Origin of the sequence: Kitasatospora sp. NPDC002227, assembly GCF_040296285.1 — a bacterium.
In the GTDB taxonomy this organism is placed as follows: domain Bacteria; phylum Actinomycetota; class Actinomycetes; order Streptomycetales; family Streptomycetaceae; genus Kitasatospora.
In genome coordinates, this window is the sequence record NZ_JBEOWY010000023.1 from 1 (window position 1) to 17245 (window position 17245).

Annotated in this window: 16 protein-coding genes and 1 pseudogene; all 17 read right to left on the minus strand. The window is 75.9% G+C overall.

Annotated features, from left to right (window positions below; translation table 11 throughout):
• Positions 1-554 (minus strand): annotated as a pseudogene (locus ABT095_RS20940) (hypothetical protein); the annotation flags it as partial.
• Positions 555-736: 182 nt separating this feature from the next.
• Complete coding sequence (locus tag ABT095_RS20945) at positions 737-1786, minus strand: S66 family peptidase (protein WP_350530958.1); 1050 nt, start codon at positions 1784-1786, stop codon at positions 737-739.
• A 61-nt stretch (positions 1787-1847) separates the two neighbouring features.
• A complete protein-coding gene (locus ABT095_RS20950) occupies positions 1848-2618 on the minus strand; it encodes a COG4705 family protein (protein ID WP_350530959.1) in 771 nt (256 codons plus the stop codon).
• A gap of 273 nt (positions 2619-2891) precedes the next feature.
• Positions 2892-4292, minus strand: a complete 1401-nt coding sequence (locus ABT095_RS20955) for a hypothetical protein (RefSeq protein WP_350530960.1) — start codon at positions 4290-4292, stop codon at positions 2892-2894.
• Positions 4293-4348: 56 nt separating this feature from the next.
• On the minus strand, positions 4349-4672 hold the full coding sequence (locus ABT095_RS20960) for a hypothetical protein (RefSeq protein ID WP_350530961.1): 324 nt from the start codon (positions 4670-4672) through the stop codon (positions 4349-4351).
• A gap of 4 nt (positions 4673-4676) precedes the next feature.
• Positions 4677-8549 (minus strand): LysM peptidoglycan-binding domain-containing protein, encoded by a 3873-nt coding sequence (locus tag ABT095_RS20965; protein WP_350530962.1) that lies wholly within the window; start codon positions 8547-8549, stop codon positions 4677-4679.
• Positions 8549-8962: a hypothetical protein gene (locus tag ABT095_RS20970; RefSeq protein ID WP_350530963.1), complete on the minus strand. Its 414-nt coding sequence runs from the start codon at positions 8960-8962 to the stop codon at positions 8549-8551. Before ABT095_RS20970 ends, ABT095_RS20965 begins: the two co-directional genes overlap by 1 nt.
• A gap of 41 nt (positions 8963-9003) precedes the next feature.
• The gene (locus ABT095_RS20975) at positions 9004-9390 is read right to left on the minus strand and encodes a TadE/TadG family type IV pilus assembly protein (protein WP_350530964.1); all 387 of its coding nucleotides are present in this window, start codon (positions 9388-9390) and stop codon (positions 9004-9006) included.
• A gap of 41 nt (positions 9391-9431) precedes the next feature.
• Positions 9432-9809 carry a TadE family protein gene (locus ABT095_RS20980; RefSeq protein WP_350530965.1) on the minus strand — a complete coding sequence of 126 codons (378 nt, stop codon included), beginning with the start codon at positions 9807-9809 and terminating at the stop codon, positions 9432-9434.
• Positions 9810-9880: 71 nt separating this feature from the next.
• A complete protein-coding gene (locus ABT095_RS20985) occupies positions 9881-10159 on the minus strand; it encodes a hypothetical protein (protein ID WP_350530966.1) in 279 nt (92 codons plus the stop codon).
• Between the two features lie 43 nt (positions 10160-10202).
• A complete protein-coding gene (locus ABT095_RS20990) occupies positions 10203-11087 on the minus strand; it encodes a type II secretion system F family protein (protein WP_350530967.1) in 885 nt (294 codons plus the stop codon).
• The gene (locus tag ABT095_RS20995) at positions 11084-12046 is read right to left on the minus strand and encodes a type II secretion system F family protein (RefSeq protein ID WP_350530968.1); all 963 of its coding nucleotides are present in this window, start codon (positions 12044-12046) and stop codon (positions 11084-11086) included. Before ABT095_RS20995 ends, ABT095_RS20990 begins: the two co-directional genes overlap by 4 nt.
• A complete protein-coding gene (locus ABT095_RS21000; protein ID WP_350530969.1) occupies positions 12046-13587 on the minus strand; it encodes a TadA family conjugal transfer-associated ATPase in 1542 nt (513 codons plus the stop codon). The genes ABT095_RS20995 and ABT095_RS21000 overlap by 1 nt, the downstream gene beginning before the upstream one ends.
• On the minus strand, positions 13577-14806 hold the full coding sequence (locus ABT095_RS21005; RefSeq protein WP_350530970.1) for a CpaE-like family protein: 1230 nt from the start codon (positions 14804-14806) through the stop codon (positions 13577-13579). Before ABT095_RS21005 ends, ABT095_RS21000 begins: the two co-directional genes overlap by 11 nt.
• The gene (locus ABT095_RS21010) at positions 14806-15567 is read right to left on the minus strand and encodes an SAF domain-containing protein (RefSeq protein WP_350530971.1); all 762 of its coding nucleotides are present in this window, start codon (positions 15565-15567) and stop codon (positions 14806-14808) included. Before ABT095_RS21010 ends, ABT095_RS21005 begins: the two co-directional genes overlap by 1 nt.
• Positions 15568-15645: 78 nt before the next feature.
• On the minus strand, positions 15646-16608 hold the full coding sequence (locus tag ABT095_RS21015) for a hypothetical protein (protein ID WP_350530972.1): 963 nt from the start codon (positions 16606-16608) through the stop codon (positions 15646-15648).
• Positions 16602-17210, minus strand: a complete 609-nt coding sequence (locus tag ABT095_RS21020; RefSeq protein ID WP_350530973.1) for a hypothetical protein — start codon at positions 17208-17210, stop codon at positions 16602-16604. The genes ABT095_RS21015 and ABT095_RS21020 overlap by 7 nt, the downstream gene beginning before the upstream one ends.
• Positions 17211-17245: the final 35 nt, after the last annotated feature.

Consider the following 17245-nt stretch of genomic DNA (forward strand, 5'->3'; position numbering starts at 1 on the left):
CGCCGGCGGGGGCGCCCCCGGGCCGGTCCCGCCGCCCCCCTCCCCGGGGGGCCGGCGGGGGTGGGCGCGCTCCACCCGGTGGGGGCCGGTGGCCGGCCCGGCGGCACCGGCGGCTGCGCCGGTACGGCGGGCGGCACGGCCACGGGCGCGGTCGCCAGCGGCGCGCTGGTCGGCGGCGGGGGGATGACGGGTGTGGCGGGGGGCGGCGGCGGGTCGAGCGTGGCCGCGCCGGGCGTCATGGGATCGGGGACGGTCGCGCCGGGGCCGGGCTGGTCCGCCGCGGTGGGCACGCCGAGCTCGAGGGTCACCGCAGGGGCGGCCGGGAGCGGGTGCACGTTACGGACCGTCACCGCGAAGGGGTCGCCGGCCGCGAACGGGTCCGGCGCCGCCTCGCCGCGCTCGCGCAGGCCGTGCGCCGGCTCGCCGAACGGGTCCAGGTTGCGCACCGTCGCGGCGAACGGGTCCGCGGCGTCGGTTATCGGCGGCAGCACCGTGGTCTCCTCCGTCGAGGAGTACCAGGCGGCACCCCCGGAGGAAGAAGTCGTGTCAGCCACCGCTGGTCACCGCCCCGCCCCGCCGCCCCTGCGACGTCCATCCGTCCACTGTGCGGTGTCGTCCCGTCACCACGACCCCTGCCCGCCACCTTACGGCCTCCGGCGGGAGGCGTTCCAGACCGGGCTCGATCTTGGGCCGCCGGAGCCCGCACCGCCGGCCGGGGCGGCCGACGGCGCACGGATCAGTAGTGCACGGTGATGCGGCGCGCCGGGGCGTCCACCCGCACCAGGCCGCCGTAGGGGATCACCTGCTGCGGGTCGGTGTGGCCGAGGTCCACGTCGAAGACCGCCACGGTGTCGGGGGCGTACTCGGCGAGTGCCTTGAGCACCACGGCCCGCTGGGCGGCCCGGTAGGCGGCCCGGCCCTCGGCGTCCAGCGGCTTGTCGAAGGACCAGGCCCGGGCCCGGCCCATCAGCAGCGCCGGGAACTGCCCCAGCAGCCCGCGCTCGCCCATCGCCCGCAGCACCCGGTAGACGTCGTCCGCCGAGGGCAGCTGCTCGGAGGTCTCCAGGAACAGCACCCCGCCCCGGTACTCCTCCACCGGGCGGATGTGCGTGCCGGCCATCAGCAGCTGCGAGAGCACGTCCAGGCAGCCACCCCAGGCGGCCCCCTCGACCACCCGCTCCGGCCCGTACCAGCTCCAGCCCTCGGCGGGCAGCATCACGGGGGCCGACTCGAAGGTCGCCGGGTCCTGCCAGGGGCGCTCCACGTCGTTCGTCTCGGTGGAGGGGCTCAGCTCGAACGGGCCGTTGGTGAGCAGCGCGGCGCGCACGGAGGCGGCGGTCAGCGGGTGCATCTCCCCGGCGCGGCCGAGCTCGATCATCGCGCAGCCGCCGTGGTAGGCGACGATGCCCAGGTTGGACAGGTACATCAGCAGGTTGGTGTTGTCGCTGTAGCCGAAGAAGGGCTTGGGGTTCGCCCGGATCAGCTCGGCGTCCAGGTGCGGCAGCACGGTGATCTGGTCGTCCCCGCCGATGCTGGCGATGACCGCCTTGATCTCCGGGTCCGCGAAGGCCGCGTGCAGGTCGGCCGCCCGCTCCTGCGGGCTCGCGCCCATCTTCCGGGTGGTCGGGTACTCGACCGGCTCGAGGCCGAACTCCTCCACCAGCCGGCGCAGACCGAGCTCGAACGGCTGCGGGAACAGCTCGGGCAGGCCGGCGGCGGGCGAGAGGACCGCCACCCGGTCTCCGGGGGCAGGCTTGGACGGCACGGTGCGGGAAGGTTCTGTCATGCCCGGAGCGTACTCAAACGGCCACTCCCGCCCCAGCGGATTTCCGCCGGTCAGGCAGACCTCAGGCCTTGCGGCGGGGGCCGGTCAGCACGAGCACCGCGATCAGCGCCGCCAGTGCCAGGCTGACCGGGCCGGTGCCCAGTCCGAGGCCGCCGCGGCCGGTGGGCACGCCCGCCCAGTCGGCGAACGAGGCCCCCAGCGGGCGGGTCAGCACGTACGCGCCCCAGAACGCGGCGACCGGGCCGAGGCCGGCCTTCCAGCGGCCGAGCGCCGGGAGGGCGATCAGCGCGGCGAAGAGCAGACCCGAGGAGAAGTAGCCGAGGTGGAGGGTCACGGCCGTCATGTCCCCGGCCGCCGTGCCGAGTGCGAAGGTGCCCATCACGGCGGCCCAGTAGAAGAGCTCCCGCCGCCGGGTGGTCACGGTGTCGATCGCCAGCGTGCGCTCGCTCGCGTACCAGAGCCCGAACACCGCCGCCAGCGCGACCACGAACGCGGCCGTGGACACGGCGTACGGCACCCCGAGGCCGACGTGCAGCACATCGGCCGCCATCGTGCCGAAGACGCTCACCAGCACCACGGCCGTCCAGTAGACCCACGGCACGTACCGGCGGACGGTCAGCTGCACCCCGAGCGCCACGGCCAGCGCGAGCCCGGCCAGGGCCACGGCGACCGGCGGGGTGAGCAGCTGGTTGGCCAGGTAGTCGGAGGTGGTCTCACCCATGCCGGTGGTCAGCACCTTGACGATCCAGAACCAGGCCGTCACCTCGGGCACCTTGCTCAGCGCCGGTCGTACGGTGGTGCGCGCCGCCGCACCGAGCGTCCCTGTGGTCATGGCGGACAGGATGGCACGGCGCCCGCCACCGCCCGGCCACACCGCTTTGACCGCCCTTTGCCCGGCCGGAGCCGCCCCGGCGGTGGCAGGGACGACTCCGGCGGATATGACACACCATCAGCAGATGGCCCGCGCAGAGGATTTGATCCCCGCCGCCGGGGCCATCATGAAGAGGAGCACCGAACTCCCGCTCCCCCACCACCCGGACACAAGACCGGCGCCACCTCCCCACCGCGTCATCCCTCACCCCCCACAGGCCGGGGCCGTACCCCACTACGGCCCCGGCCGCCCATCGGCCAGTTCGGCGAGCAGGGTGCGGGCGACCTCGGTCAGGACGCCGGGCCGCAGGGCGGCGAGGGCCGCGACGGAGTGGTCCCAGCCCGCGATCCGAAGTGCCTGGGCGAGCAGCGCGAGCGGTTGGGCCGTTCCGGCTTGGCGGGCCGTCCAGGACAGGGCGCCGGCTCGGAGAGCGGGGTGCAGCGTAGCGGCGAGCGCCAGGGCGCCGGCGGTGTCGCCGGTCAGCACCTTGGCTCTGACGATCTCCTCCGTCGCCATGGGCGTCGGGGCCGCGGCGCGTGGGGCCTGCGCCTCGCGGACAAGGGCTGCGGCGGACTCCGGATCCCCGGCGCGGGCTGCGGCCTGGGCGGCCACCGCGAGGTACTGCTCGCGGTCACCCGGGGCGGTGACGGTCCGGGCCGCCCGGGCGGCGTCGCCGGCCAGGCTCCGGGCCAGCTCGAAGTCCCCCGCCCGGGCCGCGGCGGCGGCCGCCTTCCGCAGCGCCGGCCCCTTGAGCAACCGGTTGGTGACGGTCTCCGCCACGGCCACGGCCTGCTCGACGCTCCCGGCCAGCGCGGCCGCTACCGCCACCTCCCCCAGCACGCCTTCGCGCTGGCCCGAGTCCCGGAAGGCTTCCGCCATGGCCTTGGCCTCGGCCGCGAGGCCCATGGCCCGGCCGGGCAGTCCGGACTCGGCGAATGCCGCCGCCACCTGGGCGAAGGCCCAGGCCCGCGAGCGCGGGTCCATGGCCGTTCTGGCCAGCGCCTCGGCGCTGCCGGCCAAGTCCTGCGCGCGGCCCAGGTCTCCGGTCCGCGCCACCGCCGCGGCCGCAGCCGCCACCGTCAGCGCCGCCCGGTAGGCGGGCCCGAGGCTCCTGGCCGCGCTCTCGGCAGCGCGGGCGAAGTCCGTGGCCCGGGTGAGGTCACCGGTCTGCGCCGTCGCCCGGGCCAGCAGCGTCAGTACCTGCGCCTGCGCCTCGGGGTCGTCGACGGCCAGGGCCAGTGCCCCCGCGCGATCGAGCTCTCCGGCCCGGATCAGGATCTCGACCGCTTCGGCCACCACGGGAGGCCGTTCGAGTGGATCGGGGACGGCGCGGGTGAGAGCCAACGCCCATCCATCGTCCGCCCCTTGAGCGGCGGCCAGCAGCTCCGCACGGATGGCGGTCTGCCAGTCCGGATTGTCCTGGACCGACTCGGCGAGATTCCAGGCGAGTCGGACGAGACGGACCGTCCGGGCGGTGTCCCCGGCCGCTGCCGCGGCCCTCACCACGGCGGCGAGCACCCACGCCTGCTGGTCGGCCCCGGCGACCGAACGCGCAGCCTCCTCGGCCTCGCGGACCAGGGCTGCCGCCAACCCCGGATCCCCGAACCATGCTGCGGTCTCGGCCACTTCGGCCATGACCCGCGCCCGGTCCTGCGGGTCGGGGACGGCACGGGCGAGGTCCGCCGCCTCGCTCAGCTCCCCCGCCCAGGCCGAGCCAGGCGGTGACGCGGCGGTCCGCCTCGGTGCGCCCTCGCGACGGCGGCGGCCTGAGCGGCGAGTTCACCGGCCTGCCGAAGGTCGTCGGCCCGGGCCGCCACCCGGGCCAGTCTGGCCTCCCACACCCCGGGCTCGGCCTCGTGCGCCGCCAGCACCAGCGCATCGTCCTCGCTGCGCCTGGCCAACCGCCGCCGCACCGCCTCCCGCAGCCCCGCGTACGCATCCCGTACCGCACTGCTCGCGGTCTCCGTGAGCCCCGCCGAGGCCCCCGCCGTCAGCGCCGCAACCACCAGCTCCACCACCTCAGCCTCCCGAGAGGAGGTCGCGCAGCAGGGCCACGGTGTCCGGGTCGAGCGGGCGGCCGGTGCGGCGGCTGAGGGCGTCGAGGCGGTTGACGGCGCGGACGAGCTGGTCCTGGGCGCCGGCGGAGGCGTAGGCGTAGAAGAGGTCGCGGTGCAGGAGTTCGACGTCCGGGGCGACGGCGAGGCCGCGGAAGATGGCGGCCTCCGCGCTGCGGTGGTCTCCGTACTGGAGGCGGCGGGCGGCGAGTTCGTGGGCGGTGTCGACGATGGCGGCGAGCATGTCCTGCCGCTCCGGCTCGGCCCAGCCGTACGCACCGGCCGGGGCCTCCGCGAACGGGGCACCCCGGACCAGGGCGAGGGCGTGGGCCAGGGCGGCGTCGGCCGTGCTGCTGGTGCTGCGCATTCCGCGCCGGTACAGGCTGCGGAACTCGTCCCAGTCGCAGGTCACCGCCGGGGCGAAGGCGTAGCCCTCCGCCGACTCGGCCGGCAGTAACGCCCTGCCCTCCGGGGAGGCGGCGAACCAGGCGGCCAGCTCGGTGATCCGGCCGGGCAGGGGCGAGTCCGGCCGGTCCGGCGCTTCGAGGTCGAGGTGGGCACCGGCCGGGTGCAGGGCGTGGTCCATCGCGCTGCCGTCGGTGCCCGGCCGCAGGGCCAGGAAGGCGGCCAGCTCGGTCAGCCGGACCACCTGCGCCGGGTCGGCCGGGCCGGCCGCGCCGAGCACGTCCACCGGCCCGAGCAGCCGGACCCGGGGCGCCGTCCGGGAGGTGTGCGCCTCCGGCGAGCGGAGGATGGCGAGCAGTTCGTCGCTGTCGGTGCGGGGTGCGGCGGGCGGCGCCGCGTACTCCACGGGCTCGGGCCGCGACTCCGTCGGACGGGCGTCGGGGGCGGGGGCGGCGTGGTGCATCGGGGCCGGCTCGGCCGGCGGCGCGGCGGGAACGGCGGGCGGCGCGGACGGCATCGGAGGCAGCGGCGCCTCCTCGGCCGCCGGGGTGGGCAGCTCAGCGGGCTCCACCGCCGGGGCGGGCGGTGTCGGTGCGCGGTCCTCGATCCCGAGCGCCTCCGCCGGGAGGTCCACCGGGGGCTCGGACGGCAGGTCGGCCAGTGGGATCTGCATGGTCCGCTCCGCCTCGAGCTCACCTCCGTTCAGATCCGCGGCAGGCGCCGGTTCCGGGGCCGGGGCTGGTGCCGGGTCCGGCAGCAGGCCGAAGGCCGGGCCGAGCCGCTTGGCGGACGGCGCAGTGCCGTTGCCGCTGCCGTTGCCGTTGCCGTTGCCGTTGCCGGACTTGACGGTGCCCAGGCCGAGGCCGTTCGCGCTGTGGCGCGGGGTGCGGGGTGCCGGCGTGACCACCGGCGAGGTGCCCGCGAACGGGCTGCTGCCGGAGCCGATCATCTTGCCCGCCACCGGCACCGCGGCCGCCCCCACCGACACCAGGACCGGCGCCGCAGCGGGCAGCGGGGCGAACTCCTCCTCCGGCCCGTCCAGCGTCCAGTCCGGTGCCGGGTGCTGGGTCAAGTCGCTGGAGCTTCGCAGCAGTTCACCCCACTGGTCGTACTGCTGCTGGGTCAGCCGCTGCAGTTCGACGCCCAGGTGCAGGCCGGGGATGGTGGCCACGCCGGTGCTGGGCAGGGTCCACCGGGCCACCGGGCCGCTGCCGCGCTCGGGGGCCCGGGCCACCACCGCCAGGCAGGTGCGCGGGGTGCCGTCGAGCAGCCGGCCGAGCTCGGCGGGCAGGTCGCCGGTGGGCGGCTGGACGGAGAGCACGATCTCGGGCACCCAGGACTCGTCGGCGTGGCCCCGGCTGCGGGCGTCCCGGGGGCTGCTCGCCCCGGCGGCCACCAGGGTGGCGCGGGCGCGGGCGCTGCGCGGGCCGAGCGCGGCCAGTGCCTGCTGGAGGGTGTCGTAGCGGTGCACCCGCTCGGCGGCCGGGCCGCTGATCGCGGGATCGTCCGGGATGCCGACCAGGTGCAGGTGCAGCCGGTCGGCGAGCGGGCTGTGGGCCAGCTCGATCGCCAGGGTCCGCAGCACGTCGCGGGCGTCGTCCGGGTGGCCGGAGAGGTGCATCAGCCGCACCGTCTCCAGGTCGGCGAGCACGGTGGAGCCGTCCGGAGCAGTGCCGAGGGTGACCAGCGCGGGGTAGGGCGCGGAGGCCTTGGCGGCCTGGCCGGCCGAGAGCAGCTCGGTGGAGTCCTCCGGGCACCACCAGACGTTCGGGGCGTGGGCGGCCCGGAAGGGCGCGATCGGGGCGGCGGGCGCGGCCAGGTGCAGCTCGACCGTACGGCCGGGGGTCACCCGGACGGCGACCAGCGCGGGCAGCCGCTTGCTCTGCCGGACGGTGTTGCGGGCCATGGTGCGCAGCGCCCGGTCCAGCAGGTCCATCCCGGTGGCGCTCTGCCGGACCTTCAGCTCGGCCTCGAAGGCGGCGACCGGCGCGGGCGGGAGGGTGATCCGGTGCCGGGGGCGGCGGGCGCGCTGCTGGTCGCCCCGGCGGCGCTGCACGGTGCCGATCATCACGGCCGCGAGCAGCACGCCGACGGCGGAGGCGGTCAGGGCGCCGGTGTAGTCGTTGCTCGGCGCGGCCTTGGCGTGGTTGCCCGCCGCCGGGGCGTGGTCCGCGCCCTGGTGCCCGGTCGGCTGCTGGGCCGGACTCCCGGTACCGGCCGAGGGCTTCGGGGCACTGGGGGCAGTGGCGGTCGGCACCACCGGCCCCTGGGTCGGCGCCCCGGTCGCGGGCGGCACGCTCGGCGGCGGGGAGGCGGCCGTGCCCGAGGGCTCGGCGGGCGCCGGGGAGGCGGGGGCCGGCGCCGGGGCCGGCGCCGGTGCGGGCGCGGCGGTGCCCGGCACGGTGAGCACCATGCCGGGGACCACCACGTCCGGGTCGGTGAGCCTCTCGCCGTCCGGCGCCGTGACGCCCTTGTTGGCCTCGAAGAGCTCGGGCCAGTCCTCGCCGCTGCCCAGCTCCCGCTGGGCGATGGCCGACAGGCTGTCACCCTCGTGCACCGTGACCTGGTGCTGCTGCCTGCCTGCCGGTGCCGGGTCCGCGGCGGGCGGCTCCGGGGCGGTGGAGCCCGGGTGCTCGGCGTCGGGCTTGGCGTCGGCGGGCATCAGCAGCTGCCAACCGGGCTGGATCGCCCGGTCCGCGTCGAACCGGGTGCCCGAATCGTCCATCACCCGGCCCTTGTTGAGCTTGGCGATCTCCGTCCAGCGCTCGCCGGAGCCGAGTTGGCGCTCGGCGATCGACCAGAGGCTGTCGGCCGGGCGGGTGTCCCGGACGGTGTAGCCGGGGTGCTGCTCGGCGGCCGGGGCCAGGGCCGCGGCACTCGCCCCGGCGGGCAGCGCGGCGTACCGGGGCGCGGCGGCGAGCGAGGCCGGGGCGGAGACGGCGGGGGCCCGCTCGACGGTGGCGGCGAAGGAGGAGCCCGCCACCGGGAGCAGCGCGAGCACCGAGCCGACCAGGCCGGCGGCCAGTCGCTGGCTCCAGCCGAAGGCGGGCAGCCGCCGGGCGATCCGGCCGCGCAGCTGCGCCGGGATCTCGATCAGCACGGAGACCGCGAAGCAGAGCCAGGCCACCCACCCCACGGCCACCAGGGCCCAGAGGAACAGCCGCCCGTCGTCGGGGCTGGTCAGCAGGTGGCCGAAACCACCCGGGTCGGTGCCGCCCATCGCGGAGACGGCGGCGGTGCCGTACAGCAGTACGGCCGGCAGGCCGACCAGCAGTCCGGCCAGGGCGGCCAGAGCCGCCACGGCGGTGACCACCGCGCCCGCCGTCCGCCGCCTCTTCCCCCGCAGCGGGACGGGCCGGCGGGCGGCCGGGGCAGGGGCGCCGTCGGCGGCGCGGTGCTGGTTCTTGGCTTCTTTCGCTCGCGGCGCGGCCATCAGCCGTTCTCCGGTTTCGTGACTCCGTGCACCAGGGTGGCTGTCCTGGTGCTGATGACGGGGACGTCCTTGCCGAGCAGGAAGATGCGGTAGCTCTTCCTGACCGTGACGGCGACGGTGCTGTCGTCGATGAACGTGACGTCGCCGGTCAGTGTCGGGTCCTGCGCGTGCAGGTAGTCGTCGGCGGCCTGCTGGGCGGCCGACTGGTCGACCCGGTACGTGCCGCCCAGCAGGGCGGCCTGGTCCAGCTGCTGCCCGACGGCCCGGGCGGCCTCCTGGGCGAGGGCGTCGGTCGCCTCCACCGTGCGCAGCCGGGCGCAGGCGTCCAGCACCCCGACGGCGACGAGCACCAACCCCGCGACGCTCAGCGCCACGAAGATCGATATCGCCCCCCGGTCCGCCCTTGCCCTCAAGTCCCCTCCTCCAACCGACTGCTGCCCACTGCACCTGCCGGTCAACCGGTCCCCCGGTGCCGGTCGACGACCGAGGTGAACTGTCCGTGCAACTTCGCACTGCCCGGCACCCACCGCAGGGTCAGCCGGTCGAACTGCACCGTGCAGTCGACCACCACGGTGACCGTCTGCAACCCGTCCGGCCCCGACCCGACCTGGACCGGCTCGAGTTCGGCGGGGCAGTCCACGTGTTCACCGGCCAGGACCGCCTGGACGGCAATTCTGGCCGCGTCCTTCTGCGCCTGCGTGCCCCCGCGTTCCAGCGAGGCGGCCCGCGCACCCGCACGGGCTGCCGCATCAACTACCCCGCCCGCGCTCTGAATACGCCCGCCGAGCACCACGATCAGCACCATGACGACCACCGCCGGGGCGACGATCGCGGCCTCCACGGCCACGCTCCCCCGGTCGCCCCCCAGGGCTCCGCGCGCCCTCACGGCTGCTGCCCCGGGGCGACGAACTTCTCGACCGGCGCCTCGACCGACCTGCTGATGTCCGGCAGGTGGATCACCGGCAACAGGCTCAACGGCCGTACGGTGACGGTCATCCGGAAGCTCTCCGTAGCAGGCGGGACGGCCTTGGTGGACTTGGCACCCTTGGCCTCCTGCAGCTGGGCCAGGGTGCCGAACCGGCGGACGAAGTCCGCGGCCCGCCAGCTCGCGAGGTCCGCGCTGCCGCCCTGCACCCGCCCGGCGTCCGCGCCCTCGCGGGCCGCGCTGAGCGCGACCTGGGCGGCGTACCACCAGAGCGAGGCCTGGACCACGAGCAGCACCATGGTCAGCACGGCGGGGAAGACGATGGCCAGGCTCACGGCCATCGCCCCCCGGTCCGCCGGGCCGGACCGCCGCCACGCGGCCCGGAGCCCGCTGCGGAGCACTCCCGTCACGGCGAGGGCGGGGCGGTCGGCAGCTGGGTGACCTGGTCGGTCACGTTCTTGCCCAGCACCCGCAGCGCGGCCACCACGCCGATCGCGACTATCACCAGGGCGACGATGGCGAGGGCGAGTTCGATGCTGATCGCGCCCCGGTCACCGCCCTGCCGGGCCGCCCGCACCCGGCCGATCCGGCGCTGCACCAGCGGGGCGGCGAACTGCAGGGGGAGCAGCAGCGCGGCGAGCAGCAGTGTCAGCTGGGCCGCGAGCTGGGTACGGATCCGGTTCATGCAGCTTCCTCAGGGGGTGACGGGGGGGTGGGGTGACGGTGGGTCAGGTGGCGCTGAACATCTTGAAGAGGGCCGGGAAGACGATCAGGACGGTCATCAGCATGGTGAGCATGGTGCCGGGCGCCACCATCCGTTCGCTGTCCACGTTGGCCTGGGCCAGGTCCGCCGCGAGCAGTTCGCCGCGCAGGCCCTTGGCCCGGGCCCGGAGGGTGTCGTAGACGGCCGCACCGTCGGTGCCGGACAGGCGCATGATGTCGGCGACGTCCTGCAGCGGGGTGAGCCCGAGCTCCTCCGCGAGCGCCTCCAGGCCGTCCCAGGGCGGCAGCCGGTCGGTGGCGGCCCGCTCCAGGGCGTCCCGGATGCGGCGGAAGACGGTGCCCCGGCCCACCGCGGCGGCCCGCCGCAGTGCCTCGGCCGGGCCGCAGTCGGCCGCCCGCTCCAGGGCGACGAGTTCGAGGAAGGCGGCGATGCCGTGCAGGTACTCGGCCCGGGCCTCCTTCGCCTCCCCCGCCACGATCGCGTCCGGCACCAGCCAGCCGAGCAGGGCCAGCCCGGGCCCCGCCACCACGGGGACCAGGAAGGAGAGTTGGATGTCCATCACGGCGGCCATCGCGACCGCGTAACCGGGCAGCAGCAGCCCGATCAGGGCGAACAGCAGCTTCTGCGCCATGAACCGGGCCGGGGTGCGGGCGATCAGCGCGAGCTGCTGCTGCGGGATCCGGGCACCCGGCAGCCCGAGCGCGCTGCGCCCGATCCGGTCGTACCAGGGCAGCCGGTGCTCGCTCTCCGCCTCATGGCCGGCCGGGGTACGGTGCAGCCGGTCCAGTGCCTGGCCCAAGTCCGGCGGGGCCGGCCTGAGTTCGGCGGCGAGCAGGGCGAGGCCACCGGCCGCGACGGCGCCGGCCAGCACGGCCCAGGGCGAGATCATCGCAGCTCCTTCACGTGCTGCTCCGGCTGCTCCTCGGCCGGAGCGGCTGCGGCTGCCGAGGCGGCCGACGGGCCGGCCTTGCTCCGCCGGTCCGGCTCGAGCAGCCGGGGCATCGGCTTGTGGCTGGCCAGCGAGCGCATCCAGGCGATCACCCCGACGAACCCGGCCGTCACCCCGCCGAGCACCACCTGGCCGGTGTAACTGCCGTACGGCTCGGTGTAGTCGGGGTTGAACATGCCGATCACGATCACCAGCAGGATGATCCCGACCAGCCAGCGCACCGTCGCCCGGTGCTTGGCCCGGTCGGCCTCGATCGAGCGCCGCTGGCGCACCTCCTCGCGGACGGATTCGGCCATGTCGGCCAGCGCCCGGGCCAGGCCCGGGCCGCTGTCGCCGGCCCGCAGCACCAGGGCGGCCAGCACCTTGTCGGAGGTGGCGTCGGCCAGCGCGTCGGCGAAGCCCCGCAGTGCGTCCTCGGGGCGCCAGCGGGACTGCAACCGTGAGGCCAGCTCGGCGATTTCGGCGTCCAGCGCGGGCGGGGCCGTCCGCCGGCTGGTCAGGATCGCCTGGTTGAGCCCGACGCCCAGCAACAGCACGTCGGCGAGGCGCTGGGTCCACTCGGCGAGCGCCTCGAGGCGTTCGATCCGGCGGGTGTCGGAGCGGGTCGCGTCGAACAGCCAGGGCAGCCCGAAGACCGCCAGCGGCACCAGCAGCACGGTGAGCGGCACCCCGGTGAACAGCCAGGCCAGCGGGCCGCCGGTCAGCGCGGCGACCACCTGCGCCCGCCGCAGCCGCACCATCCCGGGCGAGGCGGTGCCGGGCGCGCCGTACCAGAGGGTGTGGGCGCGGCCGGCCAGCGGGTTGCGGTCCTCCTCGACCGCGTCGCTGCCGACCAGCCAGTGCACCAGCGCGGCCAGGCCGCCGCAGAGCAGCAGGCCGCAGAGCACGAACAGCAGCATCAGCGGCCCCCGATCCGCAGGGCCAGCGGCGCCGTCCAACTCCCGTACGGGGATTGGAGTCTGCCCGCGTCGAAGCCGGTCCGGCGCAGGTCGTCCAGGCACTGCGGCGGGGTCTGCGGCACCGCGCGCGGCTCGCCGATCTCGGGCCGGGGGCCGAAGACGGTGTTGAGCGCGGGGCGGCCGTTCTCGCCGAGGCCGGTGACCTCCAGGACGTGCGAGACGAAGCGGTGGCGCCGCCCGCCGACGGCCGTCTCGTCCACCATCGCGACGTGCACGATGAGGTCGACGGCGTTGGCGGTCAGCCGGTAGGCCAGGCTGTCGGTCATGTGCGCGCCGTACTCCAGGCAGAGCTCGGCGATGCGGTCGACCACCATGTGCGGGGCGCGGGCGTGCAGGGTGCACATCGAGCCGCCCTCGCCGTTGGTCATCACCCGCAGCATCGGCACCACCTCGCTGGAGCGCACCTCGCCGACGATGATCCGCGAGAGCGTCATCCGCAGCGCGGCCGGGATGAGCTCGCCGATCGTCAGCTCCCCCGCCGCACGGCCGTCCACCCGCTCGCCGTTGCCCTCGCGGGCCTCCATCGGCACCACCTGGCGCAGGTGGCCCAGGGTGTGCAGCCAGAGCTCGAACTCCGACTCCAGGGTGCCGATCCGCTCGTCCGGCGGGATCTCGGCGGCCATCGCGCGCAGCAGGCTGGTCTTGCCGACGCCCTGGGTACCGGTGATCATCACGTTCTTCCGGGCCCGGATGGCGGCGGCCAGGAAGGCGGCGAGCGTGGTGTCCAGGGTGCCGAGCCCGACCAGGTCGGTCAGCGTCGCGGAGGCCACCCGGTGGCGGCGGATCGCCACGTACGGGCGCGGTGTCACCTCGGTGAGCGCCTGCAGGCGCATGCCGCCCTCCAGGCGCAGCGCCAGCGTGGGGCTGGCGGTGGAGAGGCTGCGCTCGCCGCCGCCGTGCTGGCGGGCGAGGTCCTGCAGCAGCTCGATCAGCTCCTCGTCGGTGTCGGCCACCGGCGGCACCTGGCGCAGGGGCTGGTGCACCCGGGAGATCCACACGTCGTCGCAGCCGTTGATCAGGATGTTCTCGACCTCGGGGTCGTCCAGGTACGGCTGGAGCCGCCCGGCCCGGAAGAGCAGGTCGAAGACGGCCTCGGCGAGCGCCCGGTCCTGCTCCCGGGTGGGCGGGATGCCGTGGGTCTGGGCGTAGGCGTCGGACCAGCGGGCCACCGCCTCCTCGATCAGCGCCCGCCCCCGCTGGCGGCGGGTTGCCCGGTCCTCCTCCAGGCCCGAGCCGTCGGCCACCCGGGAGAGCTGCTGGTGCAGCTCGGCGGCCACCTGCCGCTTGAGCTCCCGGGCCACCTGCTGGTCCACGGCGGGGCGCACGCCCACCGGCTGCAGCGCGGGCACGGCCTTGACCGGCCCGGGGGTGAACTCCGGCACCTGACCGGCTGGTTGGCCGATGGGATGGCCGCCGGGCGCCCACGGCAGGGCCGCGGGGTCGGTCTGCGGCGGTCGCTGGTGCAGCGGGCTACCGCGCACGGAGCACCTCCCCGTACGTGATCTCCGGCCCGCTCTGCCCGGCCGGGTCGTCCTGGGCCGGTGCCGGGAACGGCGCGGGCGCGGCGGGCTGCGGGGCGCGCGGAGCGGGGTACGCGCTCGGCGCGACGGGGCCCGGCGTGACCGGCCCCGGTGTGAACGGACCAGGTGCGAACGGGCCCGGCTGGGCGTACGGATTCGGCTGCCCCGCGTGCGGCGCGGGGTACGCGCCCCCGGCGCTGCCCGGGTAGCCCTCGGCGGGCTGCGGCGCGCCGTACCCGGAGTACGGCTGACCGCCCGGCTGCGGGTACGCCAAGGGGTGCGGCTCCACCGGGAATCCGCTGTCGCCGTCGAAGGCCGCGGCCTGCGGCGGCTCGGGTATCGGCGCGACCGGGGCGCTCGGCGCCGGGCCGGCGGCCGGGCCCTGCTGGGCCGGGGCCAGCCGCTGGCGGCGGCGCCGCACCAGCAGCTGCAGCTGGTCGGCGGCCGTCCGGGCCGTCCGCATCAGCTCCGAGCGCACGAACCGCCGGTCCGTGGTGTCCCCGCCGTCGGAGAGCACCCGCGCCGTCCGGGGCGCGTACGGCAGCAGCCCCAGCGCGGGCAGCCCGAACTGCCGGGACACCTCCGCCGCCGGGTACGGCCCCTCCGCGACCAGCAGCAGCCCGAGGGCGTCCGCCCCCGTGCCGTGCTGCGCCAAGTCCTCGTGCAGCGCCGCCAGCCGCGGCCGCGCCGCGCTCAGCCCGCGCAGCGTGGAGCGCACCGTGACGGCCACCGCGTCCGCCCGCCGGGCCAGCACCGCGCCGGGCCCGCTCGCCCCGGAGCGCCCGAGGTCGAGCAGCACGTCGTAGCCCTGCGGCTCCAGCGCGTGCAGCGCCTCCACCAGCGGCTCCCAGGTGTACGCCAGGCCCGGCGCCTGCGCCGGGTCGGTCAGGCCGGGCAGCAGCAGCCGCTCGCCGTTGCCCTCGGGCGAGAGGTCGATCAGCTGCTCCCAGATGGTCTGGGCGAGCAGCCCCCGCCGGTCCGCCACGGCCAGGTTGCGCAGGCCGTACACCGCCTCCACCCGGCCCTCCAGGGCGCCGGCCAGCACCGCGCCCCCGTCCGGGTCGCACTCCACGAGCAGCAGCCGGCGGCCCGGCTGCAGCGGCCAGGCGAGCAGCAGGGCGAGGGCGGTCGTGGTGGCGCCGGGGGCGCCGGGCCCGCCGACCACCGCGATCACCGCCATCAGGCCCCACCCCCGGCCGAGGCGGAGGCCGAGGGCGCCGCGGCCGGGGCGGGGGCCCCGCCGGCCGCGCCGCGCGGCGCGAGCAGCACCTGGAACCGCCCGGCCGCCACCCAGCCGGCCAGCCGGGCGCCGTCCGATGCGTCCACCGCCACGTCCACCACCGCGCCGCCGTCCGAGCCGGACCGGCCGACGGTCACCACGGTGGCGGTCATCGTCTCGGGGGTGCGGGTCGTACCGCCGGTGGCGCCGGAGCTGTCCTGGGTCGAGACGATCACCACCCGGATCCCGGCGGCCAGCCTGGTCGCGGGCAGCTGGGAGCCCTTGGCCGCCAGACCCACCGTCAGCTGGCCCGGTCCGACCAGCGGCGCCGCCGAGAGGTCGCTGTTGACCAGCAGCGAGCCCCGGTGCAGGTCCGTGGTGGCCCGAAGCCCGATCGCCCGCCCGCTGTCCCGGGCGTCCAGCGGGTGCAGCGCCGGGTCACCTGCGATCCGCGCCACCACCAAGTCCCCGGCCGTGATCGCCTGCCCCGTCGGCACGTCCCGGGCCAGCGCCAGCACGGCGATCCGCTGGCCGGTGCTGTTGTACAGCACCGCCCCGCCCAGCCCGCCCGCCGAGATCAGCGCCACCGCCATCGCCAGCACGGCGGGCCGGCGGCGGCGCGCCCGCAGGGCACGCGAGGGAGCGTGCGGGGCGGGCCGCACCGGCTCGGGCGCGAGCGTGGCGCTGCCGGCGCTCGGCGACGGGAAGGTTCGGTTCTCCACCGGGCTTCGGCCTTTCGTACGGGGGACACCGACGGGCTACGGGGGATGCCGCCGGCAAGTCGATCGAAGAACGGACGATCAGTTGTTGAGCACCTGCACCTCACCGACCCGCAGCGGCAGCGGGTTGAGGCTGGACGCCGACTTCGGGAAGGGGGTGATGAGGTCCGCGGTGCTCCCGGCCAGGTGGGCGGTGACCCGCCAGGTGATCGTGGCGGTGAGGTAGTAGGAGGTGTTGGGCTCGAGCGCGGAGGACTGCCGGTAGGTGTAGGTGCAGTCGGAGTGGGTCGCGCCGTGGCCGAACGGGGTGCCGGCACCCGTGCAGTCCACGCTCTCCGACTTCTTCCCCAGGTTCCAGTGCACGCCGGTGATCGTCGCGACGGCCGTGATGGAGTACCCCCAGCGGGAGACCGTCTTGGTCTCCGTGCCGGTGTCCCCACCGGTGCCCGTGGTCCGGTCGAACCAGAGCCAGACCGGAGCACCCACCACCGCCGCGTCCGCCGGTGCCGCGTGCAGCACCGGCTGCTCGACCCCCATCTCGTCGGCGACGGACTTCGCCGCCTCGTAGACGGTGTGGGTGGGGGGTGTGCCCTTGGGCGGCTGGGGCAGGAACTTCGGGCCGCGCGAGGTGAACCCACCGCCGGTCTGCGGGCAGTTGATGTCGTACACCGATCCGCCGGCCGACGGGTCGTGGCCCTCCCACTCCGGGGCGCCCGGCAGTGGCAGCGGCTCGGACTGCCGGTAGTAGCAGCCGTCGTCGGTGTCGAACCACCCCAGGTCCTTGTCCGAGCAGGGCCACTGCTTGCCGTTCCACTCGCACATCTGCACCCCGCCACCGCCGGTGCCGGTGCCGGTGCCACCGCCGCCCGGGCTCGGGTCGCTGCCGGGCTCGGTGACGACGATGCAGATGTACTGGTTCGCGCAGTCGGTGACGGTGCCGCTCGGGGCGGGCGTCGGGTCGGCCGACGCGGCCGGGACGAGCGCGACGGCGAGGCCGATGGCCAGCGCGGTCGCGGTCCCCAGCCGCCACAGTGTCCTCAGCATGTCTTCCCCACCTCACGGGTGACGTCCACGACGATCCAACTTGCTTCGGTCTGACGGAGTTTGACCACGGAAAGATATCGATTCAACCGCTGCGGCGGATCCTTGACCACCCTGGTCGCCGCATCGGCCTGGTGCCAGCCGGACACGTCCAGGCAGTCCTCGATCGTCGCGGTGGCCGGTTTCGCCGCCAGATCGAGTTGCTTGACCACCGGAGAAGTCCGGGGTGTTCCAGTCATCACCATTTTGGCGGCCCGGAGTTGGCGTACGGTGGCGATCGAGTCCGCGAAGGCCTTGCCGGTGGAATCGACGCCCAGTTGATCGGTGTTCGCGTCGGTGCTGCCGAAAACCGCGACCTTGGTGTTCCACCAGTCCTGATAGACCGCCAGCGCCAGTCGGCCGACCGCGCCTTCCGGCCCGTCCGTCGGGGGGAGGGCCGTGCCGCCGGCGCCGGGTGGCGGGGTGGCGGGGGCGGCCAGGGTGCCGGAGCCCGCGACGCGGTCGGCGCCGGGGGTGGCTGCCGCGCAGGACGTCAGGAATGCCAGGAGGATCACCCCGCAGGCCCCAAGAACCCCAGGGCGCACCACAATTCCGCGCTGCCGCATCGCCCCACCTCATCACGGCCGCACCAACTCCCGGC

Excerpts from the sequence above, each read along its gene's own strand:
- ABT095_RS21005 (WP_350530970.1), bottom strand. The coding sequence starts at position 14,806 with ATGGCGGTGATCGCGGTGGTCGGCGGGCCCGGCGCCCCCGGCGCCACC.
- ABT095_RS20945 (WP_350530958.1), bottom strand. The coding sequence starts at position 1,786 with ATGACAGAACCTTCCCGCACCGTGCCGTCCAAGCCTGCCCCCGGAGAC.
- ABT095_RS20965 (WP_350530962.1), bottom strand. The coding sequence starts at position 8,549 with ATGGCCGCGCCGCGAGCGAAAGAAGCCAAGAACCAGCACCGCGCCGCC.
- ABT095_RS20985 (WP_350530966.1), bottom strand. The coding sequence starts at position 10,159 with ATGAACCGGATCCGTACCCAGCTCGCGGCCCAGCTGACACTGCTGCTC.
- ABT095_RS20955 (WP_350530960.1), bottom strand. The coding sequence starts at position 4,292 with ATGGCCGAAGTGGCCGAGACCGCAGCATGGTTCGGGGATCCGGGGTTG.
- ABT095_RS20995 (WP_350530968.1), bottom strand. The coding sequence starts at position 12,046 with ATGCTGCTGTTCGTGCTCTGCGGCCTGCTGCTCTGCGGCGGCCTGGCC.
- ABT095_RS20950 (WP_350530959.1), bottom strand. The coding sequence starts at position 2,618 with ATGACCACAGGGACGCTCGGTGCGGCGGCGCGCACCACCGTACGACCG.
- ABT095_RS21020 (WP_350530973.1), bottom strand. The coding sequence starts at position 17,210 with ATGCGGCAGCGCGGAATTGTGGTGCGCCCTGGGGTTCTTGGGGCCTGC.
- ABT095_RS20990 (WP_350530967.1), bottom strand. The coding sequence starts at position 11,087 with ATGATCTCGCCCTGGGCCGTGCTGGCCGGCGCCGTCGCGGCCGGTGGC.
- ABT095_RS21015 (WP_350530972.1), bottom strand. The coding sequence starts at position 16,608 with ATGCTGAGGACACTGTGGCGGCTGGGGACCGCGACCGCGCTGGCCATC.